This window comes from Ornithinimicrobium sp. CNJ-824 (assembly GCF_001942405.1).
Taxonomy (GTDB): domain Bacteria; phylum Actinomycetota; class Actinomycetes; order Actinomycetales; family Dermatophilaceae; genus Ornithinicoccus; species Ornithinicoccus kibberensis.
The window spans coordinates 146,350-171,822 of sequence record NZ_MKKA01000022.1; the positions used below are offsets into that span (position 1 = coordinate 146,350).

The 25,473-nt window shown below is 75.5% G+C and carries 23 protein-coding genes and 1 pseudogene; 11 read left to right on the forward strand and 13 right to left on the reverse strand.

The genetic code is table 11. From position 1 onward, the window contains the following. The first annotated feature begins 123 nt into the window (after positions 1-123). On the forward strand, positions 124-1,650 hold the full coding sequence (locus BJF81_RS20335; RefSeq protein ID WP_269087325.1) for an aspartate:alanine exchanger family transporter: 1,527 nt from the start codon (positions 124-126) through the stop codon (positions 1,648-1,650). A gap of 83 nt (positions 1,651-1,733) precedes the next feature. Here the strand turns inward: BJF81_RS20335 and BJF81_RS09610 are convergent, their stop codons facing one another. Beyond that, positions 1,734-1,952 carry a hypothetical protein gene (locus tag BJF81_RS09610; RefSeq protein ID WP_075958138.1) on the reverse strand — a complete coding sequence of 73 codons (219 nt, stop codon included), beginning with the start codon at positions 1,950-1,952 and terminating at the stop codon, positions 1,734-1,736. A 184-nt stretch (positions 1,953-2,136) separates the two neighbouring features. Here BJF81_RS09610 and BJF81_RS09615 point away from each other — a divergent pair, with 184 nt between their 5' ends. From BJF81_RS09615 to BJF81_RS09630, 4 genes are read left to right on the forward strand one after another with little or no spacing between them, the layout of a single operon-like run. After that, positions 2,137-3,183, forward strand: coding sequence for a permease (locus BJF81_RS09615; RefSeq protein WP_075958139.1), 1,047 nt, complete (start codon positions 2,137-2,139; stop codon positions 3,181-3,183). Positions 3,184-3,215: 32 nt separating this feature from the next. After that, the gene (locus BJF81_RS09620; protein WP_075958140.1) at positions 3,216-3,458 is read left to right on the forward strand and encodes a thioredoxin family protein; all 243 of its coding nucleotides are present in this window, start codon (positions 3,216-3,218) and stop codon (positions 3,456-3,458) included. Positions 3,459-3,494: 36 nt separating this feature from the next. Then, positions 3,495-4,391, forward strand: coding sequence for a patatin-like phospholipase family protein (locus tag BJF81_RS09625; protein WP_075958141.1), 897 nt, complete (start codon positions 3,495-3,497; stop codon positions 4,389-4,391). Between the two features lie 50 nt (positions 4,392-4,441). Then, positions 4,442-5,269 (forward strand): crotonase/enoyl-CoA hydratase family protein, encoded by an 828-nt coding sequence (locus tag BJF81_RS09630; protein ID WP_075958142.1) that lies wholly within the window; start codon positions 4,442-4,444, stop codon positions 5,267-5,269. Here the strand turns inward: BJF81_RS09630 and BJF81_RS09635 are convergent. Continuing rightward, positions 5,208-5,879 (reverse strand): alpha/beta fold hydrolase, encoded by a 672-nt coding sequence (locus tag BJF81_RS09635; RefSeq protein ID WP_083664124.1) that lies wholly within the window; start codon positions 5,877-5,879, stop codon positions 5,208-5,210. The two genes, BJF81_RS09630 and BJF81_RS09635, sit on opposite strands and share 62 nt — an antisense overlap. 38 nt (positions 5,880-5,917) lie before the next feature. Between BJF81_RS09635 and BJF81_RS18015 the strand changes: the two genes are divergently transcribed. The 5 genes and pseudogenes from BJF81_RS18015 to BJF81_RS21505 all read left to right on the forward strand — a co-directional run bounded on the left by BJF81_RS18015 (position 5,918) and on the right by BJF81_RS21505 (position 12,448). Continuing rightward, entirely contained in the window at positions 5,918-8,551 is a 2,634-nt protein-coding gene (locus BJF81_RS18015; RefSeq protein WP_158068655.1) for a DUF2254 family protein, read from the forward strand. After that, positions 8,548-9,441, forward strand: coding sequence for a mechanosensitive ion channel family protein (locus BJF81_RS09650; RefSeq protein WP_237770158.1), 894 nt, complete (start codon positions 8,548-8,550; stop codon positions 9,439-9,441). Before BJF81_RS18015 ends, BJF81_RS09650 begins: the two co-directional genes overlap by 4 nt. Beyond that, entirely contained in the window at positions 9,438-9,950 is a 513-nt protein-coding gene (locus BJF81_RS19570) for a VOC family protein (protein WP_237770159.1), read from the forward strand. Before BJF81_RS09650 ends, BJF81_RS19570 begins: the two co-directional genes overlap by 4 nt. An 8-nt stretch (positions 9,951-9,958) precedes the next feature. Then, positions 9,959-11,161, forward strand: coding sequence for a glycosyltransferase (locus BJF81_RS09660; RefSeq protein ID WP_075958143.1), 1,203 nt, complete (start codon positions 9,959-9,961; stop codon positions 11,159-11,161). A gap of 319 nt (positions 11,162-11,480) precedes the next feature. Further along, positions 11,481-12,448: pseudogene (locus tag BJF81_RS21505) on the forward strand (PQQ-dependent sugar dehydrogenase). A gap of 9 nt (positions 12,449-12,457) precedes the next feature. Here BJF81_RS21505 and BJF81_RS09670 read toward each other — a convergent pair. Next, a complete protein-coding gene (locus BJF81_RS09670; RefSeq protein ID WP_075958144.1) occupies positions 12,458-15,577 on the reverse strand; it encodes a glycosyltransferase family A protein in 3,120 nt (1,039 codons plus the stop codon). Between the two features lie 63 nt (positions 15,578-15,640). Here BJF81_RS09670 and deoD point away from each other — a divergent pair, with 63 nt between their 5' ends. Then, positions 15,641-16,363: a purine-nucleoside phosphorylase gene (gene deoD / locus BJF81_RS09675; RefSeq protein ID WP_075958209.1), complete on the forward strand. Its 723-nt coding sequence runs from the start codon at positions 15,641-15,643 to the stop codon at positions 16,361-16,363. A gap of 43 nt (positions 16,364-16,406) precedes the next feature. Here deoD and BJF81_RS09680 read toward each other — a convergent pair whose 3' ends face one another. The 10 genes from BJF81_RS09680 to BJF81_RS09725 form a co-directional block, all read right to left on the reverse strand. Further along, complete coding sequence (locus BJF81_RS09680) at positions 16,407-17,435, reverse strand: alpha/beta fold hydrolase (RefSeq protein WP_075958145.1); 1,029 nt, start codon at positions 17,433-17,435, stop codon at positions 16,407-16,409. Positions 17,436-17,484: 49 nt separating this feature from the next. Further along, positions 17,485-17,616, reverse strand: coding sequence for a hypothetical protein (locus BJF81_RS09685; protein WP_446740553.1), 132 nt, complete (start codon positions 17,614-17,616; stop codon positions 17,485-17,487). Positions 17,617-17,631: 15 nt separating this feature from the next. Continuing rightward, entirely contained in the window at positions 17,632-19,365 is a 1,734-nt protein-coding gene (locus BJF81_RS09690) for a VWA domain-containing protein (protein ID WP_075958146.1), read from the reverse strand. A 58-nt stretch (positions 19,366-19,423) separates the two neighbouring features. Next, positions 19,424-20,212, reverse strand: a complete 789-nt coding sequence (locus tag BJF81_RS19575) for an NUDIX hydrolase (RefSeq protein ID WP_075958147.1) — start codon at positions 20,210-20,212, stop codon at positions 19,424-19,426. 118 nt (positions 20,213-20,330) lie between these two features. Then, complete coding sequence (gene paaN, locus BJF81_RS09700; protein WP_075958148.1) at positions 20,331-22,034, reverse strand: phenylacetic acid degradation protein PaaN; 1,704 nt, start codon at positions 22,032-22,034, stop codon at positions 20,331-20,333. Positions 22,035-22,073: 39 nt separating this feature from the next. Next, positions 22,074-22,463, reverse strand: a complete 390-nt coding sequence (locus BJF81_RS09705; protein ID WP_143780768.1) for a hypothetical protein — start codon at positions 22,461-22,463, stop codon at positions 22,074-22,076. Between the two features lie 59 nt (positions 22,464-22,522). Further along, a complete protein-coding gene (locus tag BJF81_RS09710; RefSeq protein WP_075958150.1) occupies positions 22,523-22,741 on the reverse strand; it encodes a hypothetical protein in 219 nt (72 codons plus the stop codon). Further along, positions 22,738-23,670, reverse strand: a complete 933-nt coding sequence (locus tag BJF81_RS09715) for an MSMEG_6728 family protein (protein WP_075958151.1) — start codon at positions 23,668-23,670, stop codon at positions 22,738-22,740. The genes BJF81_RS09710 and BJF81_RS09715 overlap by 4 nt, the downstream gene beginning before the upstream one ends. A gap of 68 nt (positions 23,671-23,738) precedes the next feature. Continuing rightward, the gene (paaI, locus tag BJF81_RS09720) at positions 23,739-24,215 is read right to left on the reverse strand and encodes a hydroxyphenylacetyl-CoA thioesterase PaaI (protein ID WP_237770160.1); all 477 of its coding nucleotides are present in this window, start codon (positions 24,213-24,215) and stop codon (positions 23,739-23,741) included. Beyond that, on the reverse strand, positions 24,212-25,459 hold the full coding sequence (locus BJF81_RS09725; protein ID WP_075958152.1) for a 3-hydroxyacyl-CoA dehydrogenase NAD-binding domain-containing protein: 1,248 nt from the start codon (positions 25,457-25,459) through the stop codon (positions 24,212-24,214). Before BJF81_RS09725 ends, paaI begins: the two co-directional genes overlap by 4 nt. Positions 25,460-25,473: the final 14 nt, after the last annotated feature.

The following is a 25,473-nucleotide window of genomic DNA, read 5'->3' on the forward strand; positions in this document are numbered from 1 at the left end:
AGGAGCGGGTCCGGGCCGCCGAGCAGGCCGCCCGTGAAGGCTGGGCACCCTCCTGGACAAGCTCGGGGGGACCGGCGCCTGAACCGGGAGGGGCGGGCGAGGCCCGGGTGAGAGACTCCGCCCATGGTGGACGTGCTGGCCTCGACGCCGCTGCTGACGATGATGCTGGTCGTCGCCCTGGGCACGCTCGTCGGGGCGATTCCGTTCGGCCCGTTGCGCTTCGGCCCGGCCGGCGCCCTGTTCGTGGGCCTGGGCGTGGGTGCCCTCGACCCCCGGCTCGGGGAGGGGCTCGGGCTGCTCCAGACCCTGGGCCTGGCGCTGTTCGTCTACACCGTCGGCCTCACCGCCGGCAACACCTTCTTCCGCGACCTGCGACGTCAGCTGCCCCTCATGGGCGGCGCGGGCCTGGTGCTCGCCGCCATGACGGGGGTCGCCATGCTCCTGGGCGGTGCCCTCGGGCTGCCCCCCGCACTGACGGCGGGCACCTACGCGGGGGCGCTCACCTCGACGCCCGCCCTGGCGACCGCCATCGACCGCACCGGCGGCCAGGAGCCGGCCGTCGGGTACTCCCTGGCCTACCCCGTGGGCGTTTTCGTCACCATCCTGCTGGTGGCCACCCTCCTGGCCCGGCCCTGGACGGCCCGGCGCGACCCCGACCCGGTCGCCGGGCAGGGTCTGGTCGACATCTCCGTGGAGGTGGAGCGGCCCTCGCTGCTGGCCGACGTCCCGGGGCTGCGGGAGGGCGAGCTGCGGCTGTCCTACCTCGCCCGTGAGGGCGCCACCCGGGTCGTCCAGCCCGGCGAGCGCCTCGAGGTCGGTGACCGGGTCGTCATGGTGGGACCGGAGCGGGCGGTCGACCGCGCCCGGGACCACCTGGGACGGCGGGTCGACGAGCACCTGGCCCACGACCGCCGGGACGTGGACCACCGCCGCTTCGTCGTCTCCGACCGCCGGGTCGCCGGACGCACCGTCGGCGAGCTGGACGTCCCGGGCCGGTTCGACGGGGTCGTCACCCGGGTCCGACGGGGGGACCTGGACCTGCTGGCCTCCGAGGACTTCGTCCTCGAGCTCGGCGACCGGGTGCGCGTCATCGTCCCGCGGGGGCGGCTGGGGGAGGTCTCCGGCCTGTTCGGCGACTCCGAGCGCAAGGTGAGCGAGGTCGACGCCCTCACCCTGGGCATCGGCCTGGCCGCCGGGCTCGCCCTGGGACTGGTGACCCTCCCCCTGCCCGGCGGGCTGGACTTCGCGCTCGGCTCGGCCGCCGGGCCGCTCGTCGTCGGCATCGTGCTGGGCCGCCTCGAGCGCACCGGTCCCCTCGTCTGGGGCGTGCCGCTGGCCGCCAACCTCACGATCCGCCAGCTGGGGCTCCTGCTCTTCCTCGGGGCCACCGGCCTCGTCTCCGGCCAGGCGTTCGCCGCCCAGGCCCTCACCTGGACCGGGCTGCAGGTGGTCGCGGCGGCGACCGTCATCACCCTCGTGGCCGGCGTGCTCTTCGTCGGCGTCGCCCGGCTCGCCGGCGTCAGCACCGAGCGCGCCGCGGGCGGCTCGCCGGGTTCGTCGGGCAGCCGGCCATCCTGGCCTACGCCAAGGGCCGGGTCACCGACGAACGTGTGGAGGCCGGCTACGCCGCCCTGTTCGCGCTGGGGCTGATCCTCAAGATCCTGCTCGTGCAGGTGATCGTGGCCTGAGCCCGGGCCGGGCCGGTGGGCGTCGGCGGCACACGGCCAGGGACCTCAGAGCTTGGCGAGCTTGGAGTAGGGACTGAGGATCCGCATGGTGCAGGTCCCGAAGTCGACGCGGACGGCGTCGGTCTCCACCCCCACCACGCGTCCCATGCCGTAGGAGTCGTGCGTGACCCGGTCGTCCCGGTCGAACACGGGGACGGCCGGCGCGGGCTCCCGCCGGAACGGGCTGGTGGCGGGGTGGCGTCGACGTGCGGGCGTGGTTGACATCTCCTCCAGTATGCACCCGCGGACGCGGGCGACCGTCGCGGTGAGGCATGACGGACCACGCGACGGCGTTCTGGGGGCACGGGCGGCACCCGGCTGCATACGACCTGGGGTAGTAGACTGCAGGGGTGGTCGAACCGATGGTGGCCCGCACCGTCGACGCCCTCCCCTCCCGGGCGGGGGCGCGATGACCACGCACGCGCCGACCGCCCCTCCCGGGACCGACCGCGGACTCCTGCTCCGCCTCGGCCTCGGCGCCCTCGCCTGGGCCGGCCTCTACGCGCTCAACGAGTGGTTCTGGGACGCGGCGGTCGGCTGGCTGGGCCTGGACCTGGGCGCGCGGCTCGTCTCCTCGGTCCACTTCTTCCTCTACGACACGGTCAAGATCTTCCTGCTCCTGCTGGGTCTGATGTTCGTCGTCGGTCTGCTGCGCGCCTCCCTCGACCTGGACCGGGCCCGGGCCTACCTGGAGGGCCGCGGCCTGGGGCTCGGTCTGTTCCTCGCCGTCGTCCTGGGGGTGGTGACCCCGTTCTGCTCGTGCAGCTCGATCCCGCTCTTCATCGGGTTCGTCGCGGCCGGGATCCCCCTGTCGATCACCCTCACCTTCCTCGTCGCCTCCCCGCTCGTCAGCGAGATCGCCGCGATCATGATCGGCGACCAGTTCGGCTGGGACGTCGCCGTCGCCTACGTCCTGGCCGGCGGCACCCTGGCGATGGCGATCGGGTGGGTCTTCTCCCGGTTCCGCCTTGACCGGTGGGTCGAGGACGTGGTCCGCACCAGCCGGGTCGCCGCCCTGCGGGCCGGCGGCCACCGGCCGACCCTGGCCGAGCGGGTCGAGGCCGCCCTGGGCGAGAGCCGCGACATCTTCCGCGACGTGTGGGTCTGGGTCCTCGTCGGCGTGGGCGTCGGCGCGGCCATCCACGGCTGGGTCCCCACCGACTTCTTCGCCCGCTGGGCCGGCCCGCAGAACCCGCTGGCGGTTGCCGTGGCCACGCTGGCGGGCGTCCCCCTCTACGTCAACGGCGCGGGCGTCGTCCCCGTGGGCGAGGCCCTGTGGGCCAAGGGGATGGGCCTGGGCACCGTCATGGCCTTCATGATGAGCTCGATCGCGCTGTCGATCCCGATGGCCATCATGCTGCGCCGCGTCATGCGGCCCCCGCTGCTGGCCCTCTACTTCGGCTCCGTGGCCCTGGGCATCATGGCCCTCGGCCTCGTCTTCAACCTCGCCGGCTGACCCGGCCGGCACCGACGCGCGAGGAGGCGCAGATGATCGTCAAGGTGCTGGGGCCCGGGTGCCGCAACTGCCACCGGCTGGAGGAGCGCACCCGCGAGGCGCTGTCCCGGCTGGGGCTGGAGGCGGAGGTGGAGAAGGTCACCGACTACGGCCAGATCGCCGCCTACGGCGTGCTGCGCACCCCCGGTCTCGTCGTCGACGACGAGGTGGTCCACAGCGGCAGCGTGCCGACGACCGACCACCTCGTCGAGCTGCTCTCGGCCCGACCGGCCTGAACCGGGGAGGCCGGCCGATCCCCATACCCTGGGGGTATGGAGCAGCTCTCCTCCACCGTGACCGGCACCGCCCTCGTCTTCGAGGGCGGTGGCATGCGGGCGTCCTACACCTCCGGCCTGCTCGTGGCGCTGCTCGAGGCCGGGCTGCACCTGGACTGGGTGGGCGGCGTCTCGGCCGGGGCGAGCAACACCGCCAACTACGTCTCCCGCGACCCCTGGCGGGCCCGGCACAGCTTCACCGACTTCGTCACCGACCCCCGCTTCGGTGACTGGCGCACGTTCGTCCGCGGCCAGGGGCTGTTCAACGCGCGGTACATCTACGAGGAGACCGGGCTGCCCGGGCAGGCGCTGCCCTTCGACTGGGACACGTTCAGCGCGAACCCGGCGCGGGTCCGCGTCAGCGGGTTCAACGCCACCCGCGGCGAGGTCGTCCACTGGGGGCGGGCGGACCTGGCCACGATCGGCGACCTCATGGTCCGCGTGCGGGCCTCCTCGACGATGCCGGTCGTCATGCCGCCCGTGACGATCGACGGGGAGGTCTTCGTCGACGGCGCTCTCGGCCCCTCCGGCGGCATCCCGCTCGACGCCGCCCGGGCCGACGGCCACGAGCGGTTCCTCGTCGTGCTCACCCAGCAGCGCGACTACGTCAAGCCGCCGCCGGCCCGGGCCGGACTGCGCTACCTGCGCCGGCACTTCCGCCGGTTCCCCGCCGTCGGCGAGGCGCTCGCCCGCCGGCACGAGGTGTACAACGCCGTGCGGGAGGAGCTGTGGGAGCTGGAGCGGGCCGGCACGGCATACCTGTTCGTGCCCGAGGCCATGCCGGTGGGCAACGGGACCCGCGACGTGGCCCGCCTGCGGGCCAGCCACGAGGCCGGGCTGGCGCAGGCCCGGCGCGAGCTGCCCGCGATCCGGGAGTTCCTGGGCGTCGGCTGACGGCCGCGCCCCCGCGCCGGGGACGAGCCGGCTCCTGGCATGCTCGGGGTATGCCGTCGCGCACCGCCCCCGAGCACCTGGCCTGCACCGTCGAGGACGGGGTCGCCGCCGTCCGGCTCGCCCGGCCCGACAAGCTCAACGCCCTGACCCTGCCGATGCTGGACGGCCTGGTCGCCACCGCGCACCGGCTGCGCCGCGACCCCTCGGTGCGCGCGGTGGTCCTCTCCGGGGAGGGCGAGGCCTTCTGCGCCGGTCTCGACCTGGGCGGGGCCCTGCGGGACCCGGTCGGCATCGCCGGGCGGTTCCTCCCGCGGCCGTGGCGGGGCACCAACATCTTCCAGGAGGCCTGCTGGGCGTGGCGCCGGCTGCCCGTGCCCGTCGTCGCGGTCGTCCACGGGCACTGCCTGGGCGCGGGGCTGCAGCTGGCGCTGGGGGCCGACCTGCGGGTGAGCACGCCGGACGCCCGGTGGTCGGTGCGCGAGGCCCGGTGGGGGCTGGTGCCGGACATGAGCGGCGTGCGCTCCCTGACCGAGCTGGTGGGGCTGGACGTGGCCAAGGAGCTGACCCTCACCGCCCGGTCCGTCACCGGTGCCGAGGCTGCCGACCTGGGCCTGGTCACGAGGGTCGCCGAGGACCCGCACGCGGTGGCGGTCGAGCTGGTCGGGCAGATGATCGCCCACGACCGGCGGGCGCTGGCCCGCGCCAAGCGACTCCTCGACGGGTCAGTGGGCACCCCGGCCCGCACGATGTTCGCCCGCGAGCGCCGGGCGCAGCTGGGCCTGCTCGCCCGGATGGACCGTTCCGCCGTGCCCGGCTCTACGGCTGGTCGAGGAACTCCCGCAGCAGCTGCTCCAACTCCGCCGGCACCTCCTCGTTGAGCGCCGGGCCGGCGCCCTCGACGATCCGCAGCCGCGCCCCGGGGATCCCGTCGGCGAGCGCCCGCGCGCCCGGCTGACCGGCCCGGTCGCGGGCGCCCACGAGGACCAGGGTCGGGGCCTGGACCCGGGGCAGCGCGTCGGTGAGGTCGGCCCGGCGCGCGACGTCCAGCGCCGCGGTCAGCCGGTCCTTGGACACCCCCGCGTCGGCCAGGCGGGAGGCGGGCATGAGCCGCAGGAGTCCGGCCTGCACACCGCTGAGCAGCCTCGGGGTGCGGACCTGACCGCCGACGAGCACCAGCCTGCGCACGAGGTCAGGGCGGTCCGCGGCGAGCCGCGTGGCCACCATCGCCCCCCAGTTCTGGGCGCACAGGTCCAGCCGCGTCAGGCCCTCCAGCTCCAGCTCCTGCGCCAGCCGGGCGGCGGCCTCCTCGACCGGCACCGGCCGGGTCTCGGTGGGTCGCAGGCCCGGCACCCAGGGGGTGAGCAGCCGCCGCGACCCGTAGAGTCGCACGACCACGTCCTCCCAGGCCATCGGTGCCTGCCCCACCCCGTGGAGCAGGACGAGAGGGGTCGCCGGGTCGGTCGGCTGCTCGGGCTGGGACTGGCTCACCGCGCCAGGGTATGCCGTGCCCGCCTACCCTGGCCCTCATGCCAGGCCCGCCCCGCCGCTCCCCCGGTCTTCCGGCCGACCTGCGCGTCCTGGCGGTCGTCCAGGCCGGGGGTGCGGGGAGCCGGATGGACCTCCTGACCCGCGAGCGGGCCAAGCCGGCCCTGCCGTTCGCCGGCACCCACGCCCTCGTCGACTTCCCCCTGTCGTCGTTGCGCGCCAGCGGCATCGCCGACGTCTGGGTCAGCGTGCAGTACCAGTCCGGCTCGCTGGACGTGCACCTGGCCGGCGGGCGGCCGTGGGACCTGGACCGCACCCACGGGGGGTTCCGCCGCATCACGCCCGAGCAGGGCAGCGGAGCCGCCCACGACGACGGGTTCAGCCACGGCAACGCCGACGGGCTCTTCCGGCTCCGGGACGACGTGCGGGTGCACGACCCGGACGTGCTCGTCGTGCTCTCGGCCGACCACGTCTTCTCCGCCGACCTGCGGCCGGCCCTGGCCCACCACCTGGACGTGGGGGCGGAGTGCACGCTGCTGACCGCCGAGGTGGGGGTGCAGGAGGCGGCCGAGAAGATGGTCGTGCACACCGACGACAGGGGCCGGGTGACGGGGGTGGAGTACAAGCCGGAGTCGACCGACGCGACCACCGTCGCGACCGAGATCTTCCTCTACGACCCCCGGGTCCTGCTGACCGAGCTGGAGCGGCTGCACCGGGAGTCCGCCGCGGGAGGCGACCCCGACGACACCGGGCTGGGCGACTTCGGCGAGCTGCTGCTGCCGGCCCTCGTGGAGCGCGGCCGGGTCCACGCCCTGCCGCTGGAGGGTTACTGGCGCGACGTCGGACGGCCGGCGGCCTACCTGCAGGCGCACCGGGACCTGCTGGCCGGTCGGGTGGACGTCTTCGACCACGTCGACCGGCCGGTGCTCTCCCCCACCCCGGCCGGGGCGCCGGCGTGGGTGGGCGACGGCGGGGAGCTGGACGGGTCGATGGTCTCCCCCGGGTGCCGCGTGCGGGGCCGGGTCGTCCGGTCCGTGCTGGGACCGGACGTCGTCGTCGAGGCCGGGGCCGTGGTGGAGGACAGCGTGCTGATGCGACGGGCCGTCGTGGAGGCCGGCGCCCGGGTCAGCGCCTGCGTCGTGGACGAGTGGGCCCGGGTCGGCCGCGACGCGGTCGTCGGTCGGCCGCTGCCGGGCACGCGGGTGACCGACGGGGCGATCACCCTGGTGGGCCGGCACGCGGTCGTGGCGCCGGGGGACGACGTGCCCGCCGGCGCCGGCTGGAGCCGGGGACCACCACGTGAGGCCCCGGCCCGCCCTCTGCGCGAGGATGGGTCCGTGAGCGACGACGACGCATCGCCGGCCCCCCGCGGGTCCCGGACCAGGGACACCGACCGCGAGGACCTCGGCTCGCTGCCGCAGACCCGGTCGATCAGCCGCTGGGACCGCGTCTGGCGGCCGTTCTGGGTGCTGCCCACCGTCATCATCGTCGTGGCCACCCTGGGCGGGGTGTTCATGCCGGTGCTGGACCGCACGCTGGACGACCAGCTGCCCTACTTCTTCCCCGGGGGCCCCAGCGGTGCCCGCGACATGCTCGGCAACATCGCCGGGGCGATGATCTCGGTGACCGGCCTGGTGTTCTCCATCACGATGGTCGTCATCCAGCTGGCCAGCAGCCAGTACAGCCCCCGCGTGCTCGGCGACTTCCTCTCCAGCCGGATCACCCAGGTGACCCTGGGCATCTTCGCCGCGAGCTTCACCTACGCCCTCACGGTGCTGCGGTCCGTCCAGGGCGAGTCGGGCGAGAGCGCCCAGTTCGTCCCGCAGGTCTCGGTCACCCTCGGCTTCTTCCTCGTGCTGGCCAGCGTCGGGATGTTCCTGGCCTTCATCCACCACATCACCAACTCGATCCAGGTCTCCTCGATCGTCTCCCACCTGGGCGAGGACACCGTCGACGTCGTCGACCGCTACTTCCCCGAGCCGGACGCCCCGGGGTCGCGGCTGGGCCTGAACACCTGGGACCCCGGCCCGGGCAGGACCGCCCAGACCCTGCCCGCGCTCGAGCACGGCTCGGTCGTGGAGGTCGACCACCGGCGCCTGGTGGCGTGGGCCGAGGAGCACGACGTCGTCGTCGAGGTGCTGCCGCAGGTCGGCGACTTCGTGCCCGAGGGGATCCCCGCGGTGAAGGTGTGGCGCGAGGTCCGGGCCGGACAGCTGGACGAGGACGACCTGGAGACTCTCCGGCCGATGGTCGTCGTGGAGAAGGACCGCTTCTTCCACCAGGACCCCGCCTTCGGGATCCGCAAGCTCGTCGACATCGCCGAGCGCGCGCTCTCCCCGGGCATCAACGACCCCACGACCGCCGTCCAGGTGGTCGACGAGCTGCACCGCATCCTGCGGCTCCTGGTCCTGCGCGCCGAGCTGCCGGCCCTGGTGACCCGGGACGGCCAGGTGCGCCTCGTGCACCGGCCGCAGCGGATCGGCCAGCTCGTCGACCTGGCCCTGGCGGAGCCGCTGCACTACGGGCAGGACTCGCTGCAGGTGCCCCGGCGGGTCGTCGTCGTGCTCGAGGACCTGCTCACCGTCGCCCTGCCCGAGCACCGGCCGCTGCTGGAGCGGTGGCTGCGGACCGCGCGCGACCTGGTCGGGGACGTGGCCGAGGGGAGCGGGACGTGAACGAGGCGCTGGAGGGGCTGGAGCTGCCGCCGGTCACCCCGGTGGGGGTGGCCCTCGGGCTGGCGGTCCTCGTCGTCGGCGTGGCGCTGGGCCAGCTCGTCCGGCTGCTCGTGACGCGCGCGCTGGCCTGGCGCGGCCGCAGCGAGAGCTCGTCCCGGGTCTTCGGCCGCCTCGTCTCCTGGCTGGTCACCCTGCTCGCGGTCGGCGCCGCCGTCACCATCACCTTCCCCAGCATCCGCCCGGTCAACCTGCTCGGGGGCATCGGCGTCGTCTCGATCGCGGCCGGCATCGCCTTCCAGACCGTGCTGGGCAACATGTTCGCCGGCATCGTCATCCTCACCCGGGACCGGTTCCGCGTCGGCGACCAGATCTCGGTGGGCGAGCACCGCGGCACCGTGGTGCAGATGGGCCTGACCAGCACGTCGGTGCGCACCTTCGACGGCCGCCTGGTGCTGGTGCCCAACGGCACGCTGCACTCGGAGGTGGTCACCGTGCAGACCGGCTTCGAGCGCGTGCGCAGCTCGGTGCTGGTCGACGTCGCCGACAGCGCCGACCTCGACCGGGCCGCCCGGGTCGCCGTCGAGGCGATGCGGGCGGTGCCCCAGGTGCTGGACGAGCCGGACCCTGAGGCCTTCCTCACCTCGATCGGCACCGCCACGGTGCAGCTGGAGCTGCGCTTCTGGTCCGGTGCCCGGCAGCTGGAGACCAAGGAGGCCACCCACGCCGTGGTCAGCGCGGTGCTGGCGGCCTTCGCCGAGCACGAGGTGGAGGCCGGGTCGGACGTCTACACCGTGGACGCCGGGCCCCGCCTGGCCCGGCTGCTGCGCGGCGACCAGGACCGTGCGACGGGTGCGGCCGAGGGGTCGCTGCGGCAGACTGATGACCCATGAGCAGCCCGCACGACACGAGGACCGAGATCGAGCAGGCCCGCGAGGAGAGCGGCCCGGGGCCTGACGGCGAGGAGGTCGCGGGTGAGGTCGAGGCCGAGGAGGCCACGGACGAGGCCGACGGTGACGAGGGCCACGAGGACGGACCCCGCACCGAGGGCCACCGCCTCACGGCGCTGACCGTCACCATGGTCACGGTCGACTGCGAGGACCCCCACGAGCTGGCCGGCTTCTGGCAACGGGCCATGGGCGCCGAGACGGCCCACGAGAGCGAGGACTTCGTGGTGCTGACCGGGGAGCCCCGCCTGGCCTTCCAGCGGGTGGAGCAGCCCAGCGCGGGCAAGAACCGGCTCCACCTGGACCTGGCGGGCACCGACCGGACCACCGAGGTCGCCCGGCTCGTGGAGCTGGGCGCCGAGGTCGTGCGCAACCACGACGTCGACGGGTTCGCCTGGACGGTGATGCGCGACCCCGCCGGCAACGAGTTCTGCGTCGCGGACGCGGAGGACTGAGCCGCCCGGTGCGGATCGCCCTCCTGGCGGCGGGCAGCCGCGGCGACTACCAGCCGGTCCTCGCGGTGGGCCGGGAGCTGGCGGACCGCGGGCACGAGGTCGGGGTGACCGCCACCCGCGAGTTCGTCGGTCTGGTGCAGTCGGCGGGTCTGCGGCCCGAGCCGGTGGACGTCGACGCCATGGCCTACTACCGCGACCAGCTGGGGGCCCACGGCATGCCGACCGACCTCGCCGGCCAGCTCCGCATGCTGCGCGGCCTGGCCGAGCTGCTGGCGCCCTCGGTCCGGCGACGGCTGGAGGAGATGCGGCCCCGCTACGACGGCGTGGTCCTCACCGCGATGACGGCCGGATGGTCGGCCCTGGCCGGGTGGCCCCGGGCCCCCCGGGTGCTCATGATGTTCGTCCCGGCGCTGCCGACCACCTGGGGCGACACCAGCATGTTCTCCGTCGTGCCGGGCCGGTCGTGGCGCAACCTCGCGGCCGCCCTGACGGTCCTGCCCACCGCCGTCCGCCTGGTCGCCCCGGACCCCCGCGCCGCGCTGAGCATGGGCACGGCGCCGGCGTTCGTGGCGCACAGCCCCCGGCTGGTCACCCCGCGCAGGGTGGCCGGCCGACAGGTCCGTGCGGTCGGCTACCCGTTCCGTCCGCTCCCGGCGGACACCGCGCTCGAGCCCGACCTGGCCGCCTGGCTCGACGACGGCCCCGCCCCGGTCTTCGTCGGCCTGGGGTCGCACACCCTGCCCGCCGTGCGCACGGTGCTGGCGCACGCCGTGGAGGCCGCCGCCGACCTGGGGCTGCGCGTGGTGCTCCAGGGCGGCTCCGGCCTGGAGGACGGGCTCGGGCCCGACGTCCGGGTCGTCGACGACGTCCCCCACGAGCTGCTGTTCCCCCGCACCGCCGCGGTCGTGCACCACGGGGGCGCCGGGACCACCGCGCAGGCGTTGCGCTCCGGCCGTCCCCAGGTCGTGGTGCCCTTCACCATGGACCAGCCCTTCTTCGCGCGCCGGGTGCACGAGATCGGCGTCGGGTCCGCCCCGGTCCCCGCCGCGTCCGCCACCCGGACGGCGTTCCGTCAGGCGTTGGCGGCCGCCCGGGAGCCCGGCGTCGCGCGGCGGGCGGAGGACGAGGCCGCGGCCGTCGCCCTCGAGGACGGCGTCCGGGGTGCGGCCGCCGAGATCGAGGCCGCACTCGCCGCCCGCACCTCCCGGTAGCGTGGGGGTCGTGCGACCCGTCCGCGCGACCGCCGTCCTGGTCCTCCTCGGCGCCCTGGGGGTGACCGGCTGCTCGTCGACGGGCACGCCGGACCCCGGCACCGGGACGACCCCCGACCCGTCCGCGTCGCCGGGCCCTGCCGAGGACGCGACCGCGGGCGACGGGCGCGGCACGGACACGGACACGGACGACGCGGGCACGGCCGGCGGTGGCGCGACGGAGGACGCCCCGACCACCGGCGGGACCACCGTGGACCCGGCCGTCCCGCCCGAGCTCGACGTCGAGGTCGTCCTCGACGGGCTCGCCATCCCCTGGGACGTGGCACCCCGCCCCGACGGCACGGTCCTGGTCACCGAGCGTGGCGGGCGGCTGCTGGCCCACCGGGACGGCCTGACCCAGGAGGTGGCCACCGACCTGGACCACCTGTTCGCCTCCGGGGAGGCCGGCCTCATGGGCCTGGCGGTCGAGGAGGACACCGTCTACCTGTGCCACGCCTGGGCCCCGCCCGACGGGCCGGGGGACGTCCGGGTCACCGCCCACACGCTCACCGAGGACCTGACCTCCGCCGCCCTGCAGGACGTGGTCGTCGACGGCATACCCCTGACCTCCGGGCGGCACAGCGGCTGCCGGCTGCTCCTGCAGGACGACGGCACCCTCCTCGTCGGGACCGGCGACGCGGCCGACGAGGCCAACCCGCAGGACCTCGACTCCCTGGGCGGCAAGGTGCTGCACGTGCGGACCGACGGCGGAGCGGCCGACCCCGCCTCGGCACCGCCCGGCGCCGACCCGCGCATCCTCACCTACGGCCACCGCAACGTCCAGGGCCTGGCCGAGCAGCCCGGCACCGGGGAGATCTTCTCGGTCGAGCACGGGCCGGCCGTGGACGACGAGGTCAACGTGCTGGAGCCGGGGGCCAACTACGGGTGGGCGCCGGCCCGGGCTACGACGAGGGTGTGCCGATGACCGACCTCGAGCGGTTCCCGGACGCCGTGGAGGCGGTGTGGTCCAGCGGGGACCCGACCCACGCCACGAGCGGTGCCGCCTTCCTCGAGGGCGAGGCCTGGGGCGCCTGGGAGGGCGCGCTCGCGGTCGCCGAGCTCAAGGGGTCGGGGATGACGGTGCTGTCCCTCGACGGGCGGGAGGTCGTCGACGAGGCACGGGTGCCGGAGCTCGAGGGCACCTACGGCCGCCTGCGGTCCGTCGTGCTGGGCGACGACGGCGCGCTGTGGGTGACGACCTCCAACGGCAGCGACGACGTCGTCCTGCGGGTCACGCCGCGCGGCTGAGGGACCCGCTCACCAGCTCCCGTCGCACCGGTCGACCACCTGGGCCAGCCGGTCCACCTGCCGACGGACCTGGCGCTCGTAGACCTCGGCCCGCGGGTGGCCCCGCATCCGGTCCCGGCGCTCGGGGTAGCGGCCGACCAGCTGGGCGTGCGCCAGCACCAGCTCCTCGGCGCCGCTGAGTCGGCCGTCCTGCCGGGGCACGCCCAGGACCTCGGCCACGACGTCCAGCAGGGCGGCCGGATCGCCGCAGAAGAGGTGCAGCTTGGCGGCGTCGTGCATGACCGGCGCCTCCTGGGAGTGCTCCCAGTCGAGCAGCGTGAGCCCGTCCGGGCCGGCGAGGACGTTGGAGGGCACCATGTCCCCGTGCGACCAGGAGACCCGGAGGGTGTCCGCGTCCCGGCCCAGGAGCTCGGCGACGCGTCCGGCGACCCCGTCCGGGACGATGCCGGTGCCGACCGTGGCCGCCCACCGCCGCGCCAGCCCGTCGCCCCACCGCTGCCGCACGGTCGTGCGCCGCGTCCCGTGCCCGGCGTGCAGACCGGCGAGGGCGGCCAGCAGCTCGGCCGCCCGGGCGTCCAGCGCGCGCGCCGACCCCAACGGCCGGCCCTCGACGAGCTCCTCCACGAGGTAGCGCACTCCGGACCCGGTCCGCCCGTGGGAGACCATCCGGGGCGCCAGGCCGGGGGCGTGCCGGGCCACGACCTCGTGCGCGCGCACCGACCGGGTGATCCCACACTCCCCCTTCGGCCCGGCCGGCTGGGCCGCCAGGACCAGCCCGGCCTCGGGGTATGCCGCGCGCAGCTTGACGCGGTCGGCCAGGTCGAGCTTGCCGAGGACGACCACGTCGGCCGCGACGGGCGCGGTCACCGACCGGACCGCGGGGTCCTCCTCGGACCAGGCTCCCCGCAGGCGGAGGCACCATCGGCTCGACGCGGGGGTCGAGCGACCCACCCGGGCCACCCGGTCACGGACGAGCAGCTCGCGTCCGGTCGTCCGACGTGGAAGGGCGGCGTCCGTCTCCTCGATCTCGGCGACGAGATCCAGGGCCCCGACGAGCCGGTCGTGCAGGTCCTGCGGCGCGCCCCCGCCCGTCCCGGTGGCTCCCCCGCCCGTCCCGGGAGATCGCAGCCGGTGACCACGGTCCGCCAGCGCCTCGCCGAGCAGCGGCAGCCGCCACCCGTCGGCCGCCCAGGCCTGCTGCTCCCCCGGCGTGCGGGCGACCCAGACCGGGGCGCGGCCGGTGAGCGTGCGGACGACCTCCCCCGCCTGCTCGAGGTCGCGCACGGGCTCGTCCGCGGACGGCGGCACGGCCGCGACCAACGCCTCCCCGGCACGCAGCTCAGGGAGCGGCAGGGCGGGTGGGCCGAGAAGCGCGGGGTCGAGGACCAGCAGCGTGCCGGCGACCACCTCGTCGGCGTCGGTGAGCAGCTCGACGTGGCCGGCGGCCGCCTCGGCGAGGAGCTCCTCGTCGTACGGCTCCGGCTCGGCCCCGGCCCGGGTGAGGTCCTCGCGGACGAGCACGGCCGGGAGTCCGCCGTCGGCGGCGGCGAGGGCCGCCAGACCATCGCCGAGCGCGGACGGGACGGGTCGGGCCGCGTCGGCCAGCAGGACGAGGGGGGCCGCGGAGGGGGCGCCGCCCGTCGCCCCCGTCCTCGACGGCCCGTCCACGGGGTCGCCCACGGGCACCGTCTCCTGGTCGCGGTCGACCCGGAACCGGCGGGGGACGGCATACGGACGGGGACCCTTCCGCTCGAGGGGAAGTGCGGCCTCTCCCGCCCGGACCCTGCGGTGCCAGTCGCGGAAGGCGTTGCGGAAGAGCACGCGGTCGGGGTGATGCCAGCCCCAGGCGAAGTCGGCCCGCGAGAGCGAGCCCGCCGCCAGCCGGGTGATCGCCAACGGGGCGACGACGTCCTGCACGGGGCCGACCAGCCGCAGCCGCTCGGCGAACTCCGAGTCCGCTCCCTTGCGCAGGGTGTCGAACGGTCCCACCCGGTCGAAGACCTCGCGGCGCACGAGGAGGGAGCTGGCGTTCATCCGCTCCGGGCGGTAGCCGAACCACTGCCGGGTCAGGTCCGGCCGGGCACGGACGGCGGCCGACCGGCTGGCGACGGCCTCCGGATGGTCGGTCAGGGCCGCGACCTGCCGGGCCAGCCGCTCAGGGTGCGACCAGTCGTCGGCGTCCTGGGTGGTCACCAGCTCTCCCCGGGCCTCGGCCAGGGCACGGTTGCGAGCCACGTACGCCCCGCCGTTGCGGTCCTGCCGCAGGAGCCGGACGCGGTCGTCGAGGGCGGCGACGGCCTCGAACACCGCGGCGAAGCCGGGTCCGGAGGCGTCGTCGACGACCACCACCTCGAGCTGGCCGTAGGACTGGGCCAGCACAGAGCGCACCGAGGTGAGCAGCCCGGCGTCGGGGCGGAAGGCGGGCACGACGACGGTGACGAGCGGGCCGTCCACCGAACGGGCCGGCCCCAGGTGCAGGCCGTCGAAGAGGCACGCCCCCGAGGGGTCCACCTGCGGCCCGAGGAGGTCGCGCGCCCGGAACCGGGAGCCGAGCGCCGCCACCCAGGCCTGGTGGTCCGCGGCGTCGACCAGGCCCTCGCCGGCGGCCGCCCCGTCGGCGTCTCCCGCGCGCCGCACGTAGGGGTTGAGCAGGTCGGCCCGCAGCCCCTCGGCCACGTCCGCCGTCAGGCCGCCGAGGGTGGCCAGACCCTCGTGCACGAGGTCCGTCCGCCCGGCGAGGTAGGCGGCCTGCAGGTAGTGCCGCTGCTCGACGGGGCGCAGCCCACCCGGCCCGTGCCGCCCGACGACCTGCCGGTAGACCTCCACGGCGGCGACCAGACCTCCCGTCTCCCCCGTGGCCGCCCACGCGGTGGCCAGCGCCACCGTGAAGGGCAGGGTCTCCCCCGGCACCGTGGTCGCCGCGGGCAGGGGCTCGCCGTCGAGCAGGGCGGCGGCCACGGCGGCGGACGGCCGCCGGAAGCCGGCGGTGAGCGCCAGCGCCTCCAGGCCCGCGGGGTGCCGGCCGCGCAGCGCCACGGCCAGCAGCCTGGCGGCCCGGTCCCGGGCCGGGGCCCCGCCGTCGCCACCGTCCAGGAGCAGGCGCGCGGACAGCACGCTCGTCGCCTCCACCCGTGCCCACCTCCTCGCGTCCCGACGTCGCCGGTCAGCCTAGTGCCGCATACCCTGGGTCCCGTGAGCACGCACATCGCAGCCCAGCCCGGTCAGATCGCCCCCCGCATCCTCCTGCCCGGGGACCCCCTGCGCGCCCGGTGGATCGCCGAGACCTTCCTCGACGACGCCGAGTGCTACTCCGAGGTCCGGGGGATGCTCGGGTTCACCGGCACGTTCCGCGGCGAACGGGTCTCGGTCCAGGGCACGGGTATGGGGCAGCCGTCCGCCTCCATCTACGTCAACGAGCTGATCGACGAGTACGGCGTCCAGCAGCTGGTGCGGGTCGGGTCCTGCGGGGCGCTCACCGATCGCCTGCAGGTGCGCGACGTGGTCCTGGCGATGGCCGCCGCGACCGACAGCTCGATGAACACGCTGCGCTTCCAGGGCTACCACTACCCCGCGACGGCCGACTTCGCGCTGCTGCGGGCGGCGGCCGACGCGGCGCAGGCGCACGGGGCGCGCCACCACGTCGGCACCGTCTTCAGCTCGGACAGCTTCTACCACTCTCGCCCGGAGCTGACCGCCAAGGTCGTGGAGTACGGCGTCGCGGCCGTGGAGATGGAGGCGGCCGAGATCTACACGCTGGCGGCCAAGGCCCGGCGGCAGGCGCTGACGGTGTGCACCGTCTCCGACCACATCGTCACGGGCGAGGAGACGAGCGCCTCGGAGCGGGAGCAGACCTTCGGCGACATGGTGACGATCGCCCTCGAGGCGATGCTGGCCACCCCGCTGCCGTCGGCCTGAGCCCCCGGCCCCCGACCCGAGGGGCGGGTGGACCAGGCCTCGCTCAGCTGCGGAGGAAGGCGCGCACGTCCGCGGCGAACCGGGCGGGACGCTCCAGGTGCGGGGCGTGGCCGCACCCCTCGTAGACGACCTCGGTGAAGCGGCCGGCGGACTCGAGCACCGCCCGCACCTGCGCCACCATCGGCTGCGGCGGGCAGACGTCCTCGCCGGGCCAGCCGGGCACGGCTCCGAGCCGGCCGAGCTGGGCGAGGTCGAACATCGAGGTGTCCGAGACGATCTGGTCCAGCTCGCCCCGGACCCACAGCACCGGTGGGACGGGGTCGAGGTCGGCGAAACCGCTCTGGTCCAGGTACTTCGGCGACAGCGCGTTGTTCATCCCGGTGGTCCCGGGGGCCACGCCCGGCCAGTTCGAGGACGTCGTCAGGTCGCCGGGGTAGACGTCGTCGCCGACGGAGGTCTTCAGCATCCCGTCCAGGTAGCGCTGCTCGGCCTCGGGGTCGACGGTGAACCCGGGGGCGACGTAGAACTGACGCAACGTGGTCAGCGGGCTGGTCGGCTCCTCGCCCCGGTCTCCGGCGGCCAGCGCCCGGCAGAACGCCGGGTTGGCCGTGCCCCCGCCCGACCCGGCGAAGTCCTCGGCGACGGGACGTCCGTCCGGCCCGGTGGAGCCTCCGAACCCGTAGGGGCTGCCGGTCGCCTCCAGGACCAGCCGGCGCACGCGGTGCGGGTGGTCGATCGCCAGCTGCAGGACGGCGTTGCCGCCGGCCGACCACCCCAGGGCGTCGACCGGGCCCTCGACGCCCAGCGCGTCGAGCAGGGCGGCCAGGTCGTCGGACAGGTCGCGCACCCCGCGCGTGGCGTCGATCGGGAGCCGTTCGGAGTCGCCGTAGCCACGGAGGTCGGGCGCGAGGACGTGGACGTCGGCGGACAGGTCCGCGATCAGCTCCTCGAAGAACACCGACGAGCTGACGTTGCCGTGGACGAGGAGCAGGGTCGGGTCCGACGGGTCGCCGGCCTCCCGCACGAAGGTGTTTAGCCGGTCGGTCCGGACGTGCCTGGCGTGGACGGTCATGCCGGGCATCCTGCCAGCGTCCCGCCGTCCCTGTCAGGGATCGGCGTGGTCAGGGGTCCGCGTGCTCCGGCGGCCACACCACGGCGAACCTCTCGAGCACGATCTCCTGGTCCTCCGACCAGGACTCGCCGCGCGCCGCGCAGGTGCGCGGGCCCGGCGTGGTGCGGTGCTGCTCGGCCACGGCAGACCCGGCGCGTCAGGCCGCGCGGCGCGCGACGATGTCGACAAAGACCTGGGGCAGCTCGCGGGGGTCGGTGATGACCAGCGACTCGCCGCCGGCCGCCGTGGCCAGCCGCTCCAGCGCGTCGGCGTCCACGTCGGGCCCCACGCCGATGAGGACGACGGTCACCTGCCGGTCGCCCTCCTCCCGGGCCTGCTCCAGCCGTTCGACGACCTCGTCCTCGGACAGTCCGCCCGTCGAGTCGTCGTTGATGCCGTCGGTGAGCATGAGCACCGAGCTGATCGCGTCGTCGACGTCCTCCTCCTGCATCGCGCTGTACGCGGCCCAGAGGGAGTCGTGCAGGCCGGTGTCGCCCTGCAGGGTGTCGACGCCGAGCTCCTCGGTGACCCCCAGGAGGACCTCCTTGTGCGTGACGTCCCCCACCTCCTCCTCGAGCGGTCGCAGCGGGGCGGCCTCGACGTGGTCACGCTCGCCGTCGAGGGAGGTGGCGAAGTACCACACGCCCACCGCCGTCCGCTCCGGGATGACCGACAGCGCCGTCTGCGCCGCCTCGCGGGTGAGGTCGATGCGGGTCGCGTCGTCGTCGACCGGTGCCTCCATCGACCCGGAGATGTCGATGAGGGCCAGGATGCGCGACTGGGGGGCGATGACCGACCAGGTCTCGGCGACCGTGGCGGTCAGCTGCTCGTCGGGGGCCTCGCCCGTCGTGCGCACCCGCTCGGGGACGCCCGGGACCCCGGGCGCGGCGCCCTCGTCCCCGGGGCGCAGGAACGACTCCGCCAGGTCGCCGTCGGCGGCGCCGGAGGTCAGCTCCTCCTGGAGGGCCGCGACGGCCTCTTCAGACCCCTCCTGGCCGACGCGCACGAACGGCAGCTGGACGGTGCCGAGGTCGCCGCCGAGCTGCACCCCCTGCAGCTCCTGGCCGTCGGCCACAGCGGTGCCGATCTGCTGCTCCGTGGCCGGGACCAGCATGTCCGCGTCGGACCGCAGCACCGACAGCGGGTCACCCTGGGCGGCCGTCTGGGCGAGCACGACGAGCAGGCTGCGGCCGGGGCCGCCCGGCTCGTCCAGCGACCCCAGCTCCTCGGAGGTGGCGGCGAGCAGGGCCATGGTGGCCGGGTCGTTGCGGGGGTCCCCCAGGCGCATCGTCAGCTGCGCGTCCCCGGTGGCCGCCTGCTCCTGGTAGACCTGCGCCAGCTCGGCGAAGCTGCTGTCCGGGGTCAGGCCCAGGTCACCCATCCCGGCGACCGTGCCGGGCGCACCGGTGAGCAGGACCGGGCTGCTGGCGACCGTGGGGCCGACCTGGAGGTCCACCCCGTCCCGGGCGGCCAGCTGGGCCCAGGCCACCGAGCTGGGGAGCCAGACGTCGGGGGCGTCCTCACCGCGGACCTCCGCCTGGGAGGTGGCGGTCTCCCGCTCCTGGACGTCGTAGGTGAAGCAGTCGTCGGCCGCCCGGTCCGCGGCGGCGGTGACGGCGGGCAGCAGCTCCGGTGCCGACCACACGGTCACCGGGTCGCAGCTCTCGGGGGCGGCGGCCAGCGGGGGGTCGCTGGTGACGGCGGCGTCGTCGGACGGGGCCGGCTCGGCGGTCGTCGGGGCGGGGTCGGCCGCGTCGGCGGCCGGGTCGTCGTCGTCCCCGCCGAGGAACCAGAACGCACCGGCCACCAGCACGACGCCGAGCAGGGCGAGCAGGGCCCACAGGATCCCCCTGCGGTCGTTGTCCTCCGGCGGACGGCTGTGCTTGGCCACGAGCGAAAGGTAGCAGCCCGTCCGTGGACGCCGTCAGCACGGACCGGAGGCGGGCGGCTCAGCCCGGTGCGGTCCGGCGGGGGAGCCCGTCCTCGAGGAAGAGGGGGCCCGCGCCGCCCGCCGTCCCCCCGACCTCGGCCTCGGCCTGAGCCTCGGCCAGGGAGGTCAGCAGCCGGGCGACGTAGGGGGCGACGTGGTCGGCCGCCTCGGCGAGGGTGCACCAGTGGACGGAGCGCAGCTCGGTGCGCTGCAGCACCGCCCGGTCCAGCAGGTCGGGGTGGACCCCCAGGTCGAAGACGAGCAGGAGGGCGTCGGCCCACTGCTTGTAGGGCGGGAGCCAGTCGACCGCGAGCAGGTCGCCGACCGGCAGGTCGACGCCCAGCTCCTCGCAGACCTCCCGCTCGAGGCTGGCCACCGGTGTCTCGGCCGGCTCGGCCACGCCGCCGACGAGGTCCCAGTCGCGCTTGTAGGTCAGCTCGCACAGCAGCACCCGGCCCTGGTCGTCCCGGACGAGCCCCTGCACGATGAGCCGCTTGGTGGGCAGGGTGGCGTTCAGCATCCCCAGGAACCCGGCGGGGGTCCCGGGGGACGGGTCGTCCCGCAGCCGGCCGAGCCGGAGGACGTCGCCGGGTGGTCCGTCGGCGGCCGCGGCCCGGCCGCGGGCGACGCCCTCGGGCCGCAGCCCGGCCCGCTGGAGGACGCGCCGGGTCCCGTGGTCGTCCACGTCCACCTGGGCCTCGACGCGGTGGTGCCCGTCGCCGAACGACCGCTCCACCAGCCCGACGACGAGGTCGACGGCGTCCGTCGGGTCGGCCGGCAGGTGGGACAGACCGACCAGCTCGACCATGCCGGGGGCGACGGTCCGGCGGCGGACGTTCCCGGGCAGGACGGGCTCGTCGTGGCCGTCGCGCCCGGCGCCCGGGCCTCGCCGGGGAGCGGCGGCATACCCGGCCCGTGGTCCGTGCTCAGACGTGCCGCCGGCTGGTGATGACCCGGAACCGGTTGGCCACGAACGCCGTGTCCGCGTAGGCGGCGTTGGCGGCCGGGTTGGCCCCGGTGCCGTGCAGGTCGCTGAACGCGGCCGTCTGGTTGACGAAGATCTGCCCGGTGAGGTTCTCCGAGAGCGCGACCCCGGCCTCGACCGCCGCCTCCCGGGCGTCCTCGAGCACCTGCTCGTCGGTGGAGTAGACGGAGGCGGTCATCCCCCCGTGCTCGCGCACGGTCTCGGCGAAGCGGCGCAGCGACTCGGTCGTGTCGGCGGTCCGCACGAGGAAGGCGACCGGTCCGAAGCACTCCTGGGTGTAGGCGGCCTCGTTGCCCGCGTCGGTGGCCACGAGGGCGGGGGTGCGCACGACGGCGTCCGGGTAGGTCGGGTGGGTCACGGCCCGGGAGTCGAGGAGCACCTCGCCGCCGAGCCGCTCGGCCAGGGCCGGCACGTCGGTCGCCCGGCCGCGGACGTCGTCGTTGACGGTGGCGCCGAGGATCTCCACCGCACGGGCGTCGTCGGCGGTGAACCGCGAGAGAGCCTCCGCCAGGTGCTGGCCGAACTCGTCGGCGCCCAGGTGGCCCTGGTCGGTGTCGACCCCGGTGGCGGGCACGTAGACGTTCTGCGGGGCGGTGCACATCTGGCCGGAGTAGAGCGAGAACGAGAACGCCAGGTTGCCCAGCAGACCCTTGAGGTCGTCGGTGGAGTCGACGACGACGGAGTTGAGGCCGGCCTTCTCGGTGTAGACCAGCTTGCCCGCCTTGCCGGCCTCGGCCTCCAGCCACGCGCCGAACCCGGGCCCGCCGGTGTAGTCGATGATCTTCACCGCCGGGTGCAGGGCCAGGTCCTTGGCCAGGGTGCCGCCGTCGTCCTCGGCGGCCAGCTGGACCAGGGCCGGGTCGAAGCCGGCCTCGAGCAGCACCTCGCGGGCGGTGGCGACGGTGAGCGCCAGCGGGAGGACGGCACGGGGGTGGGGCTTGACGACGACCGGGTTGCCGGTGGCCAGGCTGGCGAAGATGCCCGGGTAGGCGTTCCAGGTGGGGAAGGTGTTGCAGCCGATGACCAGCGCCGCCCCGCGCGGCACGACCCGGTAGTCCTTCTGCATCCGGATCGGCTCGCCCTTGGCCGGCTTCTCCCAGACCACGGAGGCAGGGATGCGGCGCTGCTCCTCCAGGGCGGCCACGACGGCCTCGAGCGCCCGGTCCTGGGCGTGCGGACCGCCGGCCTGGAAGCTCATGACGAACGGCTGGCCGCTGGTGTGCATGACGGCGTGGGCCATCTGGTGGGACCGGGCGTTGATCCGGTCGACGATCTCGGTGCAGACGGCGGCGCGGACCTCGGCGCCCGCGTCGCGCCAGGCGGGCATCGCGGTGAGCGCGGCGTCCATGGCGGCGTCGACGTCGAGCTCGGGGTAGCGCACGCCCAGCGTCGGGCCGTAGGGGCTGACCTCGCTGCCGACCTCACGACCGGTGGAGGGCTGGTCGGCCAGGGCCGAGTAGCTGGCGTTGAGGCTGCGCTCGTGGGCGTCCTGGCCGTCCTGCGGCGCCGTCTCGCCGTAGACCCGGGGGCTGGGGGACTCGGGGTAGCGGCTGTAGTAGCTGCGCTCCCGGAGGGCCCGGGCAGCCTCCTCGAGGGTGTCCCGGTGCTGCTCCAGGAGCGGGTGCGTGGTGGCGGTCTCAGACATGGCCGTCAGCCTAACGACCGACGCCGGGTGCCGGCCCGGTCAGCCCGCCGCGCCCGGCGGGCGGCCCGCCACCCGCTCCCCGCGGCGCACCTCCCACGCGGAGGCCCCGCCCACGAGGACGCCGCCGACGAGGTTGGCGAGCAGGTCCCTGGCCGTGTTGTCGTAGCCCCCGACCCGGGTGGTCTCCAGCGTCAGGGTGAGCACCCACTCGACGACCTCGTTCAGCGCCCCGAACGCGCCGGCGCCGAGCACCACGACCCACCAGGCCACCGCCGCCCGGGCGCCGGGGGGCGGGGCCAGACGTCGTCCCAGCGCCTCCCACGTGGCCCGGCCGACCACGCCGAACCCGACCGCGTGCTGCAGGTTGTCGTAGCGGACCACGTCCTGGACCAGCCACCACTGGTAGAGCGTTCCGGTCCCGACCGGCACCATCCCCCCGGCCAGGTGGCCGAGGCCGAAGAGGAGCAGGCCCCAGACCGTGGGTGCGCTCAGCCCGGCGCGGCGGTGCAGGAGCGCGACCGCGCCGGCGCCCAGGACGAGGACGGCCAGGTAGACCTGCCAGTTGGGCTGGCCGTCGCGATGCCCAGCGCGAGCAGCGCGACCGTCCCGGCCAGGCCGACGACGAAGGGGACCACGAGGTCGGCGACCCGTCCGCCGGGACGTGGCGGGACGGGGCCGGCGGGAGGGTCGCCCGGCCGGGTGGTCACGGCGACCCGGTGCCGGGCCGGGCGGCCGCGGGGTCGAGCACGACGGAGAAGAGGGCCCGCGGGTCCTGCAGCGTGGCCGGCCGTCGGGCGGCGGACCGGGGGACGACGTGGCCCCAGCGCACCGGGCGGCGGTGGGGCAGGGGCCCGTGGGGGATGAAGACGTAGTCCCCGGCGACCTCCCCCAGGAGCAGCCCGGCGCCGGCCTCCACGGGCAGGCCCACGAGATCCCCAGGCCGGACCTCGTCGAGGAGCGTGGACAGCTGGCGCAGGTCCTTGGCGGGCCGCCGGCCCGTGCGCTCCCGGGAGAGCGCCCGCAGCACCTCCGGACCCAGGCCGGCGGCGGGCACGTCGACCCCGGACCGGGTGCCCAGGCCCATGACGCCGGCCGCCAGGCATACCCCGACCTCCGTCTCCGTGGGCGGCCGCACGACCCAGACCCGCGTCCCCGCCGGTCCGGGCGGCACCGGGACGTCGTCGGGCCCGGGCCAGACGTAGGGCAGGTCGTCCGGCTCCGGGCCGTAGCGCGCGGTCAGCAGCGGCCGGTAGCGGTCGGGGTCCTTGGCCAGCAGGTTGGACCGGTGCGAGCGGTGCAGCTCCGCGTCGCCCAGCCAGGACGGCAGGAGGCCCGCGGCGGCCAGCTCCTGCTGGGGGACGTCGACGACCCCGGGGGCGAACTCCGCGATCGCCGGGGCCGTCCCGTCGGCGTGCCCGCGCTCGCGCCACTGCCGCACCATCGCCAGGCCGTAGGCGACCAGGGCCGGGGTGCGTCCTCGCCACATCCGCACGGCGGGGTGGTTGACCCAGCCGTAGTCCGGCAGCTCCAGGGCGCGCAGGACCTGCAGGGTCTCCACCCGCTGCTTGCCCAGCCGGGCGTCGTCGAGCAGCCGGGCGCTCTCCTCGAAGCCGGGGTCGGGCAGGAAGGTCTGCACCGGACCATCCTGCTGGACGGGGCCACCGGTCGTCACCCGGGCGGCGGCCCGGGGGCGGGCGGGACCCGTCAGCGGCCGGCCATCACCCGGCTGCGCCCCCGGAACTCCGCCAGCACCGCACCGTCGGACTCCCGGACCACCGTGACGTCGGTGATCCCGCTGCGGCCGTAGGTGACCCGTTCGCGCGCCTCCGCGACGAGGACGTCCTCGAGACGCCCTGCGGCCACGTAGGTGATGTCGCAGCCGGCCGCGACCGTGGGCCTGCCGGTCGCGTTGCAGGCGAGGGCGAAGGTCGAGTCGGCCAGGGCGAAGACGTAGCCTCCGTGGGCGATGTCGTGCCCGTTGACCATGGTGTCCCTGATCCGCATCCGGGCCCGGGCACGGCCCAGGGGTATGCCGTCGCGCACCTCCACCCCGACGTCCAGCAGCTCGATGCCCAGGTGCGCCGAGGCCCGGTCCTGGGCCCACATCCGCCGGACGTGGGCCAGGTCGGGCGGGGCCGAGGGGTCGGTGCCGGGGGTCTCCCCGGGTGCGCCGGTGCTCACAGGGCCTCGCTCGGCCGGTAGCGGCCGCCCGGGTAGACCAGGTCGAGCTCGGCGAGGGTCTCCCGGACCGGGTCCGCGCCCAGCTCGGCCAGCCAGCCGAAGGGCCCCTTCGGGTAGTTGGTGCCCAGCCGCATGGCGGTGTCGACGTCCTCGGCCGAGGCCTCCCCGCGGTGGACCAGGTCGACCCCCTCGTTGACGAGCATCGCCAGCGTCCGGGCGACGGGGTCGGTGACCACGGGCCCGCCGACGAGCCGGTCGGCCAGCTCCTCGTCGGGGTCGGCGTCCACGGCCCGGCCGTCCTCGTAGGTGAACACGCCGCGGCCGGTCTTGCGGCCCAGACGGCCCTCCCGCACGAGGGCGCGCTGGTAGTCGGTGGGTGCGTAGCGGGGGTCCTCGTCCGTCTGGTGCCACACGGACTCCCCGACGGCGAGGTTGACGTCCTGGCCGATGAGGTCGGTCAGCTCCATCGGCCCCATCCGGAAGCCGGTCCGCCGCAGGGCCAGGTCGACGGTGGCCGCGTCGACCAGCCCCTCCTCCACCATCCGCTGGGCCTCCCCGTAGAACGGCCGGGCGACCCGGTTGACGATGAACCCGGGGGTCGAGGCGCACAGCACGGGGGTCTTGCCCCAGCGCCGCACCAGCTCGGCGGCGGCCTGGAGCACCGCGGGGTCGGACCGCACGCCACGGACCACCTCGACGAGGCGCATGACCGGCGGGGGGTTGAAGAAGTGCAGCCCCAGCACCCGCCCGGGGTGCTGCAGCGCGGGCGACCGGCCGCCGTGCAGGGCGGCGTCGTGGCCGGTGGTGGCCTCGCCGACGATGGCGTCGATCGACAGGCTGGAGGTGTTGGTGGCCAGCACCGTAGACGGAGACTGGGACTGCTCGAGCTGGCGGAAGATCACGCGCTTGACGTCGAGGTGCTCGACGACGGCCTCGACGACGAGGGCGACCGGAGGGACGGTCGTCATGTCGGAGGTGGTCAGCGTGGCGATCCGCCCCAGCAGCGCGTCGACGTCCGCCTGCTCGGTGCGGCCCTTGGCCACCTGCCGGGCCAGGCCGTCCCGGATGCGGTCGACGGCCTTCGCGGCGGCTCCCTCCTGGGCGTCGACGAGGTGGACGGGGTGCCCGGCCGCAGCGGCGACCTGGGCGATGCCGGCCCCCATGGCGCCGGCACCGAGAACGGCCACCGGGGTCCCGGTGGGGCCGGCGAGCAGGGGGTGGTCCTGGTGGTGCGACGTCGTCATGCGCCCACTGTGGC

What these genes read in the sequence shown, in the direction of transcription:
- BJF81_RS09625 (WP_075958141.1), top strand. Translation starts at nt 3,495, where the DNA reads ATGGAGCAGCTCTCCTCCACCGTGACCGGCACCGCCCTCGTCTTCGAG.
- BJF81_RS19570 (WP_237770159.1), top strand. Translation starts at nt 9,438, where the DNA reads ATGAGCAGCCCGCACGACACGAGGACCGAGATCGAGCAGGCCCGCGAG.
- BJF81_RS19575 (WP_075958147.1), bottom strand. Translation starts at nt 20,212, where the DNA reads ATGGTCGAGCTGGTCGGTCTGTCCCACCTGCCGGCCGACCCGACGGAC.
- BJF81_RS09680 (WP_075958145.1), bottom strand. Translation starts at nt 17,435, where the DNA reads ATGACCGTCCACGCCAGGCACGTCCGGACCGACCGGCTAAACACCTTC.
- BJF81_RS09615 (WP_075958139.1), top strand. Translation starts at nt 2,137, where the DNA reads ATGACCACGCACGCGCCGACCGCCCCTCCCGGGACCGACCGCGGACTC.
- BJF81_RS09610 (WP_075958138.1), bottom strand. Translation starts at nt 1,952, where the DNA reads ATGTCAACCACGCCCGCACGTCGACGCCACCCCGCCACCAGCCCGTTC.
- paaN (WP_075958148.1), bottom strand. Translation starts at nt 22,034, where the DNA reads ATGTCTGAGACCGCCACCACGCACCCGCTCCTGGAGCAGCACCGGGAC.
- BJF81_RS18015 (WP_158068655.1), top strand. Translation starts at nt 5,918, where the DNA reads ATGCCAGGCCCGCCCCGCCGCTCCCCCGGTCTTCCGGCCGACCTGCGC.
- BJF81_RS09630 (WP_075958142.1), top strand. Translation starts at nt 4,442, where the DNA reads ATGCCGTCGCGCACCGCCCCCGAGCACCTGGCCTGCACCGTCGAGGAC.
- BJF81_RS09620 (WP_075958140.1), top strand. Translation starts at nt 3,216, where the DNA reads ATGATCGTCAAGGTGCTGGGGCCCGGGTGCCGCAACTGCCACCGGCTG.
- BJF81_RS20335 (WP_269087325.1), top strand. Translation starts at nt 124, where the DNA reads ATGGTGGACGTGCTGGCCTCGACGCCGCTGCTGACGATGATGCTGGTC.
- BJF81_RS09725 (WP_075958152.1), bottom strand. Translation starts at nt 25,459, where the DNA reads ATGACGACGTCGCACCACCAGGACCACCCCCTGCTCGCCGGCCCCACC.